Source organism: uncultured Maribacter sp., from assembly GCF_947496775.1.
Lineage (GTDB): Bacteria > Bacteroidota > Bacteroidia > Flavobacteriales > Flavobacteriaceae > Maribacter_B.
In genome coordinates, this window is record NZ_CANMDU010000001.1 from 447,174 (window position 1) to 461,069 (window position 13,896).

Genomic DNA, 13,896 nt, shown 5'->3' on the forward strand with positions numbered 1-13,896 from the left:
AGGGGCTAATTATTGATATACCTTCTAAATATAAAGTATAACGGACTAAATACAACAATATTATCCAAGGTTTAACTAAGAATTACTTTGTATTTTTGTAAAAAATATAGATTCATGAAGGAGTACTCCATTACGGTTGTTAGCACAAACAATCCTAACATATTAAAATTTGAGACCAATCATCTTTTAACAAGCCATACCAATTACGAGTTTAAAAATATTGATGAAGCAAAAAACTCGCCTTTAGCACAACAATTATTTTATCTTCCTTTTATTAAGACTGTTTATATTTCTGGTAATTTCATTGGGTTAGAAAGATATGATATTGTTGCTTGGGATGATGTTAAAGATGAAGTTGCGCAACAATTAGTAGAATACCTAAATTCTGGCGAGCCAGTTGTTATAGAAGAGAACACAGACAAACCAGTTGCTGTAACGGTATATGCTGAAGTTACTCCTAACCCAACTACAATGAAATTTGTAGCCAGTAGAAAAATTGTAGCAACAGCTTTTGAGTTTAAGAATATTGATGAAGCAAAAGACTCCCCATTAGCATTAGAATTATTTCAACTACCTTTTGTTAAACAAGTTTTTATTGATGAAAATTATGTTTCGGTTTCTAAATATGATGTTGCAGAATGGGAAGACATTACTATGCCTTTAAGAGAACTTATTAGAGAGTTTATTGCCGCAGGAAAACAAGTAGTTTCAGATTCTATTGAACAGCAAACAAAAGTTGCTGCTCCTGTAGAAGTAGAAAAAGCGGTTAGCCTAGATGACACCTCTAAACAAATTGTAGATATTTTAGAAGAGTATGTAAAACCTGCTGTTGCCAGTGATGGTGGTAATATTCTTTTTCAATCGTATGATGAAGATACTAAAACCGTAAATGTAATTTTACAAGGAGCTTGTAGCGGATGCCCTTCTTCTACTTATACTCTTAAAAATGGTATTGAAACAATGCTAAAAAACATGATGGGAGATAAAGTAAACGAAGTTGTCGCCTTAAACGGATAGCAGTTGCTTATATAATTAGTCTTTGTTCTTATTATTTCTTAAATTAGAAAAAACATAAAAACACTAATTATGGCAGTATTAAAAGTTATTGAAGTATTAGCTAATTCCGACAAAAGTTGGGAAGACGCTACGAAAAAAGCAGTTGCACATGCATCTAAAAGTGTTAAAAACATACGATCTGTATATGTTCAAGAACAAAGTGCAAGCGTTAAAGATGGGGACGTAACTGAGTTCCGCGTTAATGTAAAACTCACTTTTGAAGTAAAGTAAGCTCAAAAAAGCATAAAAATAGTACTAGGGAGTAGATACTATTTTTATGCTTTTTTCTTTTGCTGTAAAACAAAATCTTTTAAATAGTAGGGTTCAAAATAAGCCACATCTTCAAAATCTTTGTTACTAAACTTTTCATAGGAGAGTTTTGCCATTTCTTTGGCAGAAGGAACTACTTCTAAATTAAATTCAAAATTCGGATGCGTTAAAATCTCTTTACATTTTTCTGCCCCGCTTCCTACAATAATAACTTTACCTTTATTTACAAACTCATTAAACGAATTAGCTCCTACAATTTCCGCTTTTGTTTCTCTAATTTCGGAGTGTACACCATTAAATACCGCCGAATAGACTTCCATTCTTCTTGCATCTAGTACAGGAATTACAACAGAATCTTTTTCCAAAACCACCTGATTAGCCATACTTTCTAATGTAGCGACAGAAATTAACGGAACACTTAAAGAAAAACACAAACCTTTAGCTGCAGAAACACCTATACGCAACCCAGTATAGGAACCAGGCCCTTTACTTACTGCAATTGCATCAAAATCTAAAACAGATAAGGAAGCCTCTTGCAAAGCTTCCTCTATAAAAACATGTAATTGTTCTGCGTGAGAATAATTTGGCGAATTATGCTCCTTTAAAACTATAATTTCGCCATCCTTAGCAATGCTAACTGAACAGTTAGTAGTTGCCGTTTCTAAATTTAGTAGTGTTGCCATAATGGCTACAAATATAATCTAGTTTAGGCTTATAGGAATACCAAAATAGAATTCTAATATTTTTAATCTAAAAATATAATCATATTTAGTTCGCACAACATCGGCTTCTGCATTATCTACTCTAGATTGTGCTTGACTAAAATCAAAAGCATTCATTAAACCAACATCAAAGCGTTCTTTAGAATAGTTATAAGCTAACCTTCTAGCCTCTAAAGTTTTCTCTGCTGCTTCATACGCTTTAAGAAAAGTTTTTACATCTACATAGGCTTGTTGAATATTAGATTCCAAATCTAATTTATCTTGCTTAAATTGAAGTTTACTTTTTTCCAATTGTATTTTAGCCCTCTTAATTCCATTCTTTGTACTAAATCCATTGAAAACAGGAACATTTAATTGAGCTCCATATGAAATACCATCGAAAATCCATAATTGCTCTTCAAAACTAGGTGTTACTCCTCCTGGCAAGGTAGTAGCATCCGAGTATCTTGTTCCATAATTTACAAACCCTGATAATGTAGGATAAATAGCTCCTTTTGCTATTTTTAAGTCTTTTTCCGCTAGAGCAACATTAGACTCTGAAAATTTAATATCATTTCTAAAAGTCAGAGCTTTATTAAAAATATCCTTTGCAGAATTATCTAACACATTTGATGGCGTAATATTAAAAGCTTCATCTACGACATCAAAATTTCTGTAATCTGTAATCTGAAGTAATTGCGATAAATTAATTCTAGATATTAAAACTCTACTTTCCCCATTGACAATTTGTTGTTCTTGGTTAGCCGCAGTTGCCTCTATTTCCAGTAAATCCCCTTTAGGCACAACGCCTGAGTCTACCAATTCTTTTGTCCTTTTTAAATCTTGTTCCGTTACCGCATACTGTGCTCTAGCCACTTTCAAAGACTCCTTATTAGACAAAACTTGCAAATAAGCATTAGCAACATTTAAACGAATATCATCTTTTAAATCCTCCAATCTATACTGGCTAGCTATTGCATTTAATTTTGCTCTATTTAATCTGTTCATATTTCTTAATCCGTTAAACAAAGTTACATTAGAGCTTAAACTAGCATTCATATTAAATGCTGTACTATTGGTAGGCGCATTATTGGTTGGATTAATAGAGAAACCCGTATTACTAGAATAAGAATTAGATGCGTTTAAATTCGGAAGCATATCCCCAAAAGCATCTGATTTTTCTATTTTGGTATTCTCTAAATCGAGCTCAAACTGTTCTACAGACAAGTTATTCTCCACTGCATAAGTTACACACTCCTGAAGTGTCCACTTTTTTTCTTGAGCTGATGTAATAGTCACTACTAGAACCAATAATAGCAGGGTTAATTTATATTTCATTTTTTGATTTTTTTTGATTATTGATTGACGTTTTACTCTTCTGTTTCTTCCGAATCCTCTTCTTTATCTTTGTCTTCATCTCCAATTTTAATTGGCTCCGTCTTATTCCATTGCTTTACTTCATCTTCTTCTGTAAGACCAGAAACAATTTCTACATTAACCCCATCCGAAATACCAATCTCTATGTCCTTTCTTTCAAATTTCTGATCTCCTACAGAAACTTCTACATAGGCTTCATCGGTCTTTTTATCAAACTGTAACAAAGCTTCTGGTATAACCAATATGCTATCCTTTTTCTCTAATACAATTGATGCATTAGCACTATAACCTGCACGAATAAACAAATCCTCTTTTATTTCGATATCCCCTTCAATCTTAAATTGTACTGCTCCAGTTTCTTCTACTCCTTTTGGTGCAATAAATTTTAGTTTTGCATCTAACTCCACATCTTCTATTGCTCCTAAACTTATTTTTAATGGCGTTCCTAATTCCAATTTCCCAACTTCTCCTTCATCTACCTTTCCTTCGAATATCATTTTATTTAAATCCGCTATAGAAGCTATTGTTGTCCCATCGTTAAAATTATTACTTTGTATTACTTGATCTCCTTCTTCTACAGGAATCTCTAAAATAGTACCAGCAACCGTAGCTCTAATATTTGTATTTGCACTAGAAGAACCTCCTGAAGAACCCACTCTAATTATTTGATAATCGGCTCTCGCATTCTTTAATTCTTGTTCTGCTTGGTTATATTGCAATTGTATTGTGTTAAAATCTTGACTAGAAATTACTCCTTTATCGAATAAGTTCTTATTTCTATTAAATTCAATTTTCACATTGTTTAATGCCAGTTCCGCATTACGAACACGACCTCTAGATTGATTTAAAGATTGCTCATTAGGAACCACTTTAATTACTGCTATTAAATCTCCTGCCTTAACTTTTGCTCCTTCCTCTAAATACACTTTTTGAATAATTCCAGAAATCTGTGGCTTAATTTCTACCTCTTCTTCTGGCACCACTTTACCTGTAGCAACTGTTTTCTTCTCTACATTAGAAATAAATGGCTTACTAGTTTCATAAGTAATAGCCGATTTACTGTTAGATTTTATAAAAAACACAGCAGCCCATAGCGCACCTAATACTAAAAGACCTATTAGAATATACTTTACGATTTTGTTCATTTTTAAATTGTATTTATTTTATAATTGATTTTATTATTCTTCTCTTAATGCGTCTATTGGCCTAATACTTACAGCCCTTTGCGCAGGAATAAGGCCTATTAAGGTTCCTAAAATCACCATAATTGCCAATGCCCCCAACACATAGGGTATAGGAACAGTAGGATTTGCATACGGAAAATCTGCTCCCTCTGTGAACGTATTTAATAAACTAAGAACTACTGCTCCCAGTATAATACCAACAATACCTGCAATAATGGTTAAAAAAACAGACTCTAGTATAATTTGATTTCTTACCTCCGATGGTGTTGCTCCTAAAGCTCTACGCACACCTAATTCTTTTGTTCTTTCTTTAACCGAAATTAAAAGTATGTTTCCAATACCTATTACGCCAGCCAATATAGTTGCGATACCAACTACCAAAGACATAAATGTTAATCCGTCAGCAAATCCCATAACTTTTCCAAATCGTTCTCCTAAATTAAAAGACCCAAACGCTCTTTCATCTTTAGGATTTACTCTGTGCGTACTTTTTAAGATAGCTTTTATATCTTTTTCAACCTGTACTACATCTGCATCATCATAAGCAGCTATACATAGATAACCTACATTATCCCCAGAATTGTACAACTTACGATAGGTAGAAAAAGGAATAAACATAGCACTATCCGAATCGAAACTTACTCCTTGTGCCAATTTATGAACACCTATGACCTGAAAATATACATTACCAACACGTATATAAGCCCCTACTGGATCTTCATCTTTTTTAAATAATTCCTGTTGTATTCTTTCTCCTATAACAATTACTTTCCTAGCTTGATCTATATCTTCTTGATTAATAAACCGACCTCCATCAAATATTTTTTTTGTAGATATCTTGGTATAAATTGGAAAATCTCCATTAAGGGTATAAGAACCGGATTTTTGCCCTCTTACCGTATATACTGGCTCCGAACCAAACTGACCTTGTGTAATTCTAGGGGCAATATATTGTATCTCTGGAATTCTATTTTCTAAAGTTTCAACATCCCCCAATTTAAGCTGCATAGGCCTTCCCGTTTTAAAACCATCATAAGGCATGCTTGTATTTTGAGCCCATACAAACATACTATTCATGGCTACAGTTTTAAAAGCTTTATCAAAACCATTATCTAATCCTTTTGCTGCTCCAGAAAGAGCTACATATATAAAAATACCCCATAAGACTCCAATAACAGTAATTATAGTTCTAGTCTTATTCTTACTAATAGAACCAAAAATCTCTTGCCATGTATTTCTATCTAATAAAAATTTCATATTAATCGTCTCTTAATGCTACAATGGGTTTAATTCTTGCCGCTCGTTTAGCTGGTATATATCCGGCAATTGCTCCAAAAACAATTAATAATATTGTTGCTCCAATTGCAATTGGCATATCTATGTAAGGATCCGTAATAAAACGATCTTTTAACTTGTCTCCCATGGAATTCAAAATAAAAACTCCCAAAATCATTCCCACAAAACCAAATACCGTAGTAATAAAAACAGATTCCAATAAAATAGTACCAATAACCGATTTTGGCGTTGCTCCGAGGGCCTTACGAATACCTAATTCTTTAGTACGTTCTTTTACTACAAAAACCATAATATTACTAATTCCAATAATACCAGCAATAATAGTTCCTATGGCTACAAAACCAACAATCATTTGCAGAACAAACGCCATTTGTTGTGTGTTTTTAAGCCCCTCTGCAACGTTTCTAACATAAAGACCGTTCTGGTCATTAGGATTAATAAACTTTTTATTCTTTATAAACTTCGTTAACCCTTTATCTAATGCCAATGCTCCTGCATACCCTAATTCTGGCCTAAAGGCTACAATAATTTGGTCTACCTTATCTGTATTTTTTTCTATTAATTGCCTTGTAGTATATGGAATATAAATACGCCTTTCTTCATCATCCCCCCCTTCATCTTGGTATACCCCTATAACTTTAAATGCACTGCCAGCAACGTCTATATACTCACCCATGGCATTTGCACCATTAAATAAATCTTTTTCTACCAAACGGCCTATGACTGCAGTTTTACTCTTTTCCTTAATATCATTTGCATTAAGGTACCTACCTTTCATAATAATAGTCTTCTCTGCTATTTGATGGGAGGGCGCTACTGCTCTTGTAGAATAATTATTAGATTCATTTTTATATTTAACTAAACCATTTCTTGAAATTCTTGGCGTTATATACTCTAAAAAAATTGGGAAGTTAGTTTTTATATCTTCTAAATCAGAATTATCAAATTCTATACGTCTTCCTGATTTATACCCTTTGTATGGCTTAGATGTTTGTCCCGGAAAAAGGGTTATGATATTCTGAGCGTCATCTTCAAAAAATTGAGAAAAAGTATTCTTTAAACCATTTCCGAAACCAAAAAGTACTATAAAAATTAGAATACCCAAAGCCACAGTAAATCCAGACAAGAATGTCCGCAATTTATTTTTTTGAATGGTTTCAAAGATTTCTTTCCAGTTATCTCTACTAAACATATTGCGCAGCTCTTACTTGATCTACTTTTTTATCTTCAATAATAACACCATCTTTTAAATGCACAATGCGCTTGCACATATCTGCAATATCTGGTTCATGTGTAACTAATAAAATGGTATTACCCTGATCATTAATTTTTTGAATAAGATCCATTACTTCATAAGAAGTTTTACTATCCAATGCTCCTGTTGGCTCATCTGCTAAAAGTACTTTGGGTTCTGCTGCCATTGCTCTTGCAATTGCTACCCTTTGCTTTTGCCCCCCGGATAATTCGTTAGGCAAATGAGTAGCCCATTCTTTTAACCCTACTTGTTCTAAATATTTTAATGCTTTTTCTTGACGTTCTTTGCGACCAACCTTTTGGTAATACAATGGTAGCGCTACATTTTCCATAGCACTTTTATAGTTTATTAAATTAAAAGATTGAAAAACAAAACCTAAAAATTTATTTCTATAATTGGCGGCTTTTGTTTCGTTCAAATTTTTAATAGGAACTCCATCTAAATCATACGAGCCTTCATCTAATTCATCTAACATTCCTAGAATATTAAGCAATGTAGACTTTCCTGATCCTGAAGAACCCATAATGGCGACTAATTCTCCTTCTTCCACGGAAAAATTAATTCCTTTTAAAACGTGCAAAGAATTACTACCCATTTTATAAGATTTGTGAAGGTCTTTTATTTCTATCATGATGGTTATTTTTACTCTATAATCGAGATTTAAATGCTTCGAGACTTGTCTCGCAATAAAATTAATTTTCAATTAATTCCTCGCGTGTTTACGCCGAGGCTGCTTATTTTTAATGGATAACTTATGACGTATATCTATTGGACTTCTAAATTCCTTTTTTGTTACAAAATGCAATCGAAATTTTTTGTTAAAATTAATCGGACTCTTTTTCCGATTTCACTTCATTCCAAACTTTTATCTTATCCTCTGGATTAACTCCAGATTTCACCTCTACATATATACCGTCACTTATTCCCAATTCAATATCTTTTCTCTCAAACTCTTGCTCACCAATTGCAATTTCTACAAAAGGTTTTTTTGTTTTAGCATCATATTGAACCAATCCTTCCTTTAAAGAAAGTACACTATCGGCTTTTGCTAAAATTATAGAAGCGTTGGCACTTAAACCCGCTCTAATAAAAATGGTGTCCTTTTTCTTTAATGTTCCTTTTATCTCAAACTGTATTGCTCCGTTTTCTTCTTTTCCTTTTGGAGCTATATAATCTAAAACGGCATCAAATGTTTTATTTTCTATAGCTCCTACTGTAATTTCTAAGGGTAAATCTTCTGTTATTTTTCCAACTTCGGATTCATCTACCTTTCCTTCGAAAATCATTTTCTCCACATCTGCAATTGCAGCAATAGTAGTACCTTCATTAAAATTATTACTTTCAATAACTTGGTTTCCGACTTCAACCGGAACATCTAAAACCATTCCGCTTACCGTTGCTCTAATTAATGTATTTGCTGCATTACCTAGACCTCTTGTTGTTCCTGTTTTTACAATATCATATCTTTTATTGGCAGCACTATATGCTTGTTTTGCTTGATCATAAGACACTTGAGCTCTTTCTAAATCTACCTTAGATACTACTCCTTTATCGAACAAACTCTTTTGTCTTAAATAATTTCTTTGCTGATCGTCTAAAGAGATTTTGGCTTCGTCAATATTATTACGAGCATCATTTAAAGCATTTAAATTAGGAACTACTTTTATCTTACATAACAAATCTCCAGATGTAACATAGTCCCCACCTTCCACATAAATTTCTTCAATTACTCCTGAAATATTCGGTTTTATCAGAACTTCCTCTAAAGGTAAAATACTACCTGTAGCCATCGTCTTTTTAATAATTGTTTTTTTTGATGGTGTTTCTGTTTCATACACCATTGGGTCCTCTGCATTTTTTTGATACAAATAATACATAGAAGCCCCAAAGGTTATTAAAATGCATAGTAAAATGATAATAGTAACTGACTTTTTCATTTCTAAATGTTTGTTTATTCTGATTGATTTATTCCGTTCTAATTGCATCTATTGGTCTAGTTTTTATAGCACTTTGAGCGGGTATAAAACCTGCTAAAAGTCCAGAAAAAACTAAAATTAACAATGCAGACACTACTACGCCTAAGCTAACACTTGGGTTTAAAAACATATCTACAGGTCCGTTCATTTCCAACACCATATTGATGCCATAAATAAATAAGGCTCCTACAGTAATTCCCGCCATACCAGATGTTATAGTAAGAAAAATAGATTCCATTAATATTTGCAATTTTATAGACCAAGGCTTTTCTCCTAAGGCTCTACGAATTCCTATTTCTTTGGTTCTTTCTTTAACGACTATAAGCATAATATTACTCACCCCAATAATCCCGGAAAGTAAGACTAAAACACCCACAAAATAGGCTATAAAACGCATGGCTCCGAATAAGCTTTCTACTCTATTATACTGCTCGTACAAATCAAAATGTCCAACCGCTCTTTTATCCTTGGGGTGCACTTTTCTTTTTTCCTTTACCAAAGCAACTATGCCCTCTTTTAAATCGGATATAGAACTACCATCATTTGCAGTAATAGCCATCCAACCTACATTATCTGCCCTATTAAATGCCTGGGAAAACGAAGTAAAAGGTACATAAATTTCTTTCTGACCCTCTTCCCCATCTCCATTATTACTCTTTTTTTCATAAGTTCCTACAACTAAGAAACTTACTCCCTGTATTTTTATATAAGAACCAATAACCTCTTCTTCTTTTTTATATAAACCTGTTTTTACTCCTTCTCCTATTATGGCTATTTTTCTTTTTTCATTAATATCAGAATGATTAATAAATCTCCCTTCAGTTATAGTCATTGGGTCTTGATTAATTATCTCTGGATAATCCCCATAAACATTATAAGCTCCAGCATTTAAGCCTCTAATAACATTATTAGCCCCACCAAATCCGCCTAATTGATTTCTAGGGGAAACAAATCTTAGATTCTTAAAGTTATCTCTAATAGATTCTACATCTTCCAATTTAAAACGAAAACGCCTTCCTTTTGGCAAACCCTTATACGGTTTTGTAGTACTACGCGTCCACATGAACATTGTATTGGTGGCAATATCTCCAAAATCAGACTTTATTCCATTTTCCAAGCCTTTCCCTGCTGCTAAAAGAATAATAAGAATAAGTATTCCCCAAAAAACTCCAAAAGCCGTTAAAACCGTCCTAAACCAATTACTGGTTAGTACTTCTAATATTTCTTTCCAACGGTCTTTTTCGAACATGGTATTTCTTATTCTTCTCTTAACGCGTCTATGGTATGAATACTTGCGGCTCGCCAAGCCGGAAAAAAACCAGCTACAGCTCCAGCAAATATTAAAACAAATACAGTTGAAATGGCTACAGTAAAATTTACGGAGGGATTCAGAATATAATCCACCTCTATATGAGGGCCAACTATTTCCAGAAGCCCCATACTAAATATTAATCCAGCAAATCCGGAGAGGGCGGTGACAAAAATAGCTTCATGTAAAATCATCCCAACAATAGACCATGGTTTTGCCCCTAATGCTTTTCGTATTCCTATTTCTTTGGTTCTTTCTTTTACAACAATTAACATTATATTACTAACCCCTACAACACCAGCTATTATAGTAAACACACCAACAATCCAAAAAAATAATTTAATACTACTGGTAAGATTAAAATAACGTTTGGCTTCTTCCATAGCGCTCCAAACTTCCAAAGCACTATCATCGTCAGGAGCAATAGTATGCGCACTTTGCAAATACCCTTTTAAATTCTCTTTAAATTGTATCGCCTGGGCAACTGTTTCTTCAAAATCTTTTGCTGGTGCTAAAGTATAGGATAAATTATTTACTCTATTCCCTCCATTAAACACTCTCTGCGCTGTTGTAATTGGAATATAAATACGCTCTTCTTCTCTTTCTTCTTTTTCTTTAAACTGCCCAATAATCTTAAAAGGAATTCCAGAAATCTCAATAAACGCTCCTATTGGAGTTTCTAAATCCCCAAACACATCTTTCGCTATTTTATTACCAATTACGGCAACTTTTCCTATACCGATTTCGTCTTGGTAATTTAAAAAACGGCCTTTCGTTATTTTAGCATTTTCTATTTGTTGAAATTGACTAGACACCCCTTGAACCCCATAAGAAAGTCCTTCCTTCCCATAATTCACAGATACACCTCGCACAAATATTCGTGGAGATTGATTTTCGATATCATCTTCTAAAAGTTTAGAAGCAAATTCATAATTTTCATTTGTGAGTCTAATTCTTCTTCCAGGATTTAAACCTTTGTGTTCCATTGTTGTTACACCAGGCCAAACCCATACGCTTGTAGCTGCGTCTTGTTCAAATTCTGCGGCAATTCCATTTTGCATACCTTGCCCAAAACCTAATAAAATAACTAGAATAAAAATTCCAGACGCTACAGATAGTCCCGTAAGAAAAGTACGAAGCTTATTTTTTCGGATGGTATCAAAAATTTCCTGCCATCTTTCAATATCGAACATAGGTTGGTTTTGATTGATTGATGATTACAACTTATTGTGTTGTATAAAGATAAGACTACAAAACCTAGGAAATGTTACAGAAAATATAAAAAATACTTATTTCATTTTTTTATAGACAAAATAAAATACTCCACCTACTAAAATATAAGGGATTGCCATAAGGTAAACAATACCGTTATTAACCCCTTCAGCAACTGCTGTATTCTCACCACTCTCTAATACAGCTCTACACATTGCGCATTGCGCAAAAGAAATTTCCGGCAACAGTAAAAACACAAATAATAAAACAATTATTTTCTTCATAACAACACCTAATTTTAAAAACTACATTAAGAGTACACGTAATATGGGGATATCATGATATATACTACCACACCAGTAATTGCAACATATAACCATATTGGGAATGTTATTTTTGCCAACCTTCTATGCTCTTTATAAAGTCCTAAATAAGCTTTAGCATAAGTTCGCAATACCATTGGAATTATTGCAATAGAGAGTATAATATGCGTTATTAATATAAATAAATAAATATATTTTACAATACCAACCCCGCCAAAAGAGGTAGATTCTGATGTCATATGATACCCAATGTACATGAGTAAAAAAAGTAATGACAAGGCTATACATGTTTTCATTAAATTTTCATGTAACCTTTGTTTTCCATTCTTTATAGCCCAAACCGCACAAATTAAAAGAACTGCCGTTACACCATTTATACTGGCATATATAGGAGGTAAAAAAGTAAGTGGTTTTACATTAGGTATTTTAACCCCAAAAAGAATTGCTACTACTACAGGTATAACAATAGAAACTATTGTAATTAGCTTATTAAATTGCTTTTCTCTTTCTACAATTGACGACATATTATTCTTTTAATAATCTTTTGATATCCTCTTTTAAAATTGATATCTGTTCCTTTTCTCCCTCTTTATTTTCGCCTTGATCTTCCGTAATGGTTCCTCTGTAATAAATCATGGGGTTATTCGCAGCGTCTAACCTAGACCGCATAAATCCGTTTTTATCTACAAGTGCAAACATTCCAGAATGTTCAAAGCCACCTGGAACCTCTGGAGCTTCTTTTGCAATAATATAAAAGCCCTTATTTGCTAATTCATAAATCTTATCCCTTTCTCCTGTAAGCAAATGCCAATCTAAATTAGTTATTCCATATTTTTCTGCATATTCTTTCAATACTATTGGAGTATCATATTCTGGATTAATGGTAAAAGAAGCAACTCCAAAATTTTGAAAATCTTTAAACTCATTCTTAATCTCAACAAGATTACGACTCATAATAGGACAAATAGAAGGACATGTTGTAAAGAAAAACTCTACCACATACACCTTACCTAAATAATCTTTATTTGTAATTACTAAACTATCCTGATTGATAAATGAAAATTCTGGCACCTTTTTGCGTTCCCCATTCGACTCTATAAAAGACAAACGACTCATTCTATCTTTCTGAACTACTGTTCCACTTTGCATTCTTTCTATAATTCTCGGTATAAAGATGATACCAAAAACCAAAACCACAAAAGAAACCCAAACATAGGTATATTTATTTTTCATTTTTAATTTCTTACTGCAGCATTCTTTTTTAAGGCCATACGATATTCCGCTAAGATAATCTTTACATCATCTTCCATTTTATTGTTTAAATCAGCAACAGAATTTGCATTAAAGCCATATTTAGTTCCCTCGTCCTTATCATCCGTCCTTCCTCTTAAATTTAAATCTTTATCTACTATAAAAACATAAGGTGTAGCATAATTTTTATCTAGCTCTAAATTTGTCTTTAAGCTATTAAATTGCGATTGTACATCTTCTATTTCTGCAAAAACAAAATGCCATTTACTTATAGTTGATAAAGCAGAAAGCTCTTTTTTTAACACTTCTACTTCCTCTTCCATTCCTTTAGGAACAACCATTACAAATTGAAAATCCTTAAATGCAAAAAAACGTTTATATATCTTTTGATTAAGGTTAAACGCAGCTCCTTTTTTATTGTCCAAGTTATTCCCTAAAAAACCTAATATGGTTATTTTATTCTTAAAAGAAACTTGAGCATCCAACTTAGAAACATTCCTAATTTCTTTAGTTAGAGTTGGTAATTTTCCAAAATTATTAACTCCAGATGCAAAAAAAAGGTAAGCCACCACAGGAAGCACGAAAAGCACTACTAAAACAAAAACTTTTTTCATATGTTCACTATCCAATAAAACTATGCAAAAATAAAAAAGACGGTGATTAAACCGTCTTTTATTCTGTTAATT

At 32.9% G+C, this 13,896-nt stretch carries 15 protein-coding genes; 2 read left to right on the forward strand and 13 right to left on the reverse strand.

The genetic code is table 11. The annotated features are described in order from the left end of the window. The first annotated feature begins 114 nt into the window (after positions 1–114). Both Q0856_RS02100 and Q0856_RS02105 read left to right on the forward strand, forming a co-directional pair. Positions 115–1,017, forward strand: a complete 903-nt coding sequence (locus tag Q0856_RS02100; RefSeq protein ID WP_298502155.1) for a NifU family protein — start codon at positions 115–117, stop codon at positions 1,015–1,017. Positions 1,018–1,086: 69 nt separating this feature from the next. After that, on the forward strand, positions 1,087–1,287 hold the full coding sequence (locus Q0856_RS02105) for a dodecin family protein (RefSeq protein WP_298473569.1): 201 nt from the start codon (positions 1,087–1,089) through the stop codon (positions 1,285–1,287). A gap of 44 nt (positions 1,288–1,331) precedes the next feature. Here Q0856_RS02105 and tsaB read toward each other — a convergent pair whose 3' ends face one another. From tsaB to Q0856_RS02170, 13 genes are all read right to left on the reverse strand, one after another. Next, entirely contained in the window at positions 1,332–2,009 is a 678-nt protein-coding gene (gene tsaB, locus Q0856_RS02110; RefSeq protein WP_298502158.1) for a tRNA (adenosine(37)-N6)-threonylcarbamoyltransferase complex dimerization subunit type 1 TsaB, read from the reverse strand. A gap of 18 nt (positions 2,010–2,027) precedes the next feature. Beyond that, complete coding sequence (locus tag Q0856_RS02115; protein ID WP_298502161.1) at positions 2,028–3,365, reverse strand: TolC family protein; 1,338 nt, start codon at positions 3,363–3,365, stop codon at positions 2,028–2,030. A gap of 32 nt (positions 3,366–3,397) precedes the next feature. Continuing rightward, positions 3,398–4,549 (reverse strand): efflux RND transporter periplasmic adaptor subunit, encoded by a 1,152-nt coding sequence (locus tag Q0856_RS02120; protein WP_298473579.1) that lies wholly within the window; start codon positions 4,547–4,549, stop codon positions 3,398–3,400. A gap of 33 nt (positions 4,550–4,582) precedes the next feature. Next, complete coding sequence (locus Q0856_RS02125) at positions 4,583–5,845, reverse strand: ABC transporter permease (RefSeq protein WP_298473582.1); 1,263 nt, start codon at positions 5,843–5,845, stop codon at positions 4,583–4,585. Position 5,846: 1 nt separating this feature from the next. Beyond that, complete coding sequence (locus tag Q0856_RS02130) at positions 5,847–7,076, reverse strand: ABC transporter permease (protein ID WP_298473585.1); 1,230 nt, start codon at positions 7,074–7,076, stop codon at positions 5,847–5,849. Then, positions 7,069–7,770 carry an ABC transporter ATP-binding protein gene (locus Q0856_RS02135; protein WP_298473588.1) on the reverse strand — a complete coding sequence of 234 codons (702 nt, stop codon included), beginning with the start codon at positions 7,768–7,770 and terminating at the stop codon, positions 7,069–7,071. The genes Q0856_RS02130 and Q0856_RS02135 overlap by 8 nt, the downstream gene beginning before the upstream one ends. A gap of 193 nt (positions 7,771–7,963) precedes the next feature. Next, the gene (locus Q0856_RS02140; protein WP_298473591.1) at positions 7,964–9,076 is read right to left on the reverse strand and encodes an efflux RND transporter periplasmic adaptor subunit; all 1,113 of its coding nucleotides are present in this window, start codon (positions 9,074–9,076) and stop codon (positions 7,964–7,966) included. Positions 9,077–9,104: 28 nt separating this feature from the next. Next, the gene (locus Q0856_RS02145) at positions 9,105–10,364 is read right to left on the reverse strand and encodes an ABC transporter permease (RefSeq protein ID WP_298473594.1); all 1,260 of its coding nucleotides are present in this window, start codon (positions 10,362–10,364) and stop codon (positions 9,105–9,107) included. Between the two features lie 8 nt (positions 10,365–10,372). Next, entirely contained in the window at positions 10,373–11,617 is a 1,245-nt protein-coding gene (locus Q0856_RS02150; protein WP_298473597.1) for an ABC transporter permease, read from the reverse strand. A 96-nt stretch (positions 11,618–11,713) separates the two neighbouring features. Next, on the reverse strand, positions 11,714–11,920 hold the full coding sequence (locus Q0856_RS02155; protein WP_298473600.1) for a hypothetical protein: 207 nt from the start codon (positions 11,918–11,920) through the stop codon (positions 11,714–11,716). Between the two features lie 26 nt (positions 11,921–11,946). Further along, positions 11,947–12,483, reverse strand: a complete 537-nt coding sequence (locus Q0856_RS02160) for a DUF420 domain-containing protein (RefSeq protein WP_298502166.1) — start codon at positions 12,481–12,483, stop codon at positions 11,947–11,949. Between the two features lies 1 nt (position 12,484). Beyond that, a complete protein-coding gene (locus tag Q0856_RS02165; protein WP_298502169.1) occupies positions 12,485–13,192 on the reverse strand; it encodes an SCO family protein in 708 nt (235 codons plus the stop codon). Between the two features lie 2 nt (positions 13,193–13,194). Next, the gene (locus tag Q0856_RS02170) at positions 13,195–13,824 is read right to left on the reverse strand and encodes a hypothetical protein (protein ID WP_298502172.1); all 630 of its coding nucleotides are present in this window, start codon (positions 13,822–13,824) and stop codon (positions 13,195–13,197) included. Positions 13,825–13,896: the final 72 nt, after the last annotated feature.